Annotated in this window: 1 protein-coding gene and 1 pseudogene; both read left to right on the plus strand. The window is 55.4% G+C overall.

All coding sequences use genetic code 11. From position 1 onward, the window contains the following. A pseudogene (locus AC5WRL_RS28025) lies at positions 1-1,331 on the plus strand (hypothetical protein); the annotation flags it as partial. Positions 1,332-1,608: 277 nt separating this feature from the next. Continuing rightward, a complete protein-coding gene (locus tag AC5WRL_RS28030) occupies positions 1,609-1,914 on the plus strand; it encodes a hypothetical protein (protein WP_496091486.1) in 306 nt (101 codons plus the stop codon). Positions 1,915-2,015 lie beyond the last annotated feature (101 nt).

Here is a 2,015-nt window from a genome sequence, read left to right on the forward strand (position 1 = left end):
ACGAGACCGAATTTCTTCTCGACTATGGCGACGGCCTGATGAACTTCGAGATGGAGTTCGTCGCTGAGTATGGCGGTGGTTCAGATCCGGTGCTTGGTTCCTCCGGAGCACCGAACTGGCGCCTGTGGCAGTCCGACATGCGTCTGAGCTTCGGGGAGGTGGACGACTTCGGCTGGGACCCTGTTGTTGGCTATATGAGTGCGTTGAGTCACAACCCGGAAGCCTCCACCGCCTTCTTCGCAGCCCCTGAAGATTTTGATCCTGCTGACAGAGAATCGGGGATCAACCCTCACCTCGCCTATCTTTCCCAGGAGCGTACGTGGTGGAGCAGTGGCAATGCGTTCGTCCCTGACACGATCGGTGTGCACCCCATGATGGGTGAAGCCCTGGTGGCCGCTACGACGGGCATCTCGCCCGGCAGTCTCGATGTATCCGGCCTGGAGGAAGGTGCTATTGGAGACTTCCGGACGGTCGACTCGGCGAGGGTGATGGATCAAGTGATGCATCTGTACGGAACCCTCGATCCGGAACTTCTCAGCAACCAGCCGGAAATGAGCTCGGCACTTGGGTTCATGGCTGGTATGTACATGGATGACATCAATTATGCGGTTTCTGGGATGGGGGATGAAAAGGATGCGGACCATGCCGATATCTTTGCGACCCCATATGGCGACACGCTTGAATCCGGGAGATATTCGAGCATTCAATTTCTCAGCGTAATTGGAAAAGATGAAGTCGCTTACGAGAGTGCCACGTTGCTTCAGCACGTCTATATGCTGGGAAAATTGGATGAGTTCCCGCCCACCAGTGAAGAAAATTTCCTGGCCGGATCTAAAGTCCTTATTGCAGGAGGTGAAGTCCGTGGAATTCTCGACCATGCGCGAGCCGAGCAGGTGGCAGCGGATTATGTGGGGGATGCAGAAGCGGCTCAGGCTGCTCTTGCAAGCGCTGCCGAATGGAAAGGGTCAGCGGTTGGGGCTGGGGTCGGGGCGGGAGTGGCGTTCTTGGCAGCCCCTGCCACTGGTGGCCTGAGTGCACTCCTTGTTCCCATTGGGGCCGATATAGGAGGAGAGTTTTTGACGACCTTCTTCGAAGGGTTCATTGATGATGGGTCCGATCGGGGCAACGAGGCAGAAAAAGCTGGACAGATGTCCAGAAGCTCCTTCCATCAAGCCGGAGAGGGTGATATTGCGGAGCTGCTGGACAGGTATGTAGATTCGGCTGGTGAAAATGTCTCCGACAGCGTGATATCAAATCAGAAGAACTTTGTGAAACTTTCCTACGGTTCTGGGCTGGTGAGTGATGAAAGTTATGGGTACCTGCCAAATTAGGGTCCTGGGCGCGTGTGCTGGCCTTTTGATAATTTCTTCTTGTTCGGTAGATGGAAAGGAGCCGGATCCTCCGGATATTGTCGCTGAAGAAGTCTGCAATGGATCGATTTCGGGCCCTGCCATCCAGGCGCTGGAGAGAATATCTGGCGTAACTACATTTGGTGAGTTGTCGCATTCTTCTCCGGGGGAATTTTCTGCAGCCCTTGATCGATTGAAGGAGGGTGAGTGGGCGAATGACCTGTGCAGAATTTACACCCCCACTGATTCCTATCTTCCGGTGCTGACGATATCCTTCTCGTGGATGCGTGGAAACTTCACCGAAGGTGACATAATCCATTCGTATGAAACGGGATCGGGTGCATATATCTTGGCCAATGCAACAATTATTGAATTTCCATGCTCGGCTGAGAATGTTCCGGTGGATAAGGTCCTGGTGGGAAATTTGAATGTTCGTTCTGGAGTAATGGATCCTGACGCACGAATGACGATTGTCAACTCCGTATCCCGGGCAGTGGCCGAAGGGCTGGGCTGCCTCGACGAGTCCGGGCTCGTCGAGGGTGTTCCGCAGCCCATCGGCCAGTAGCTCACTCCTCCGGAAGCCACCCCAGCTGGACCTGGGGGTTGCCCTTCTTGCGGGTGGTCAGGGTGGCTCGGCCGGGGGGCTGGGGGCGGGCGCGGACTCCA

The sequence above is a fragment of the Streptomyces sp. NTD107 genome (assembly GCF_059510435.1).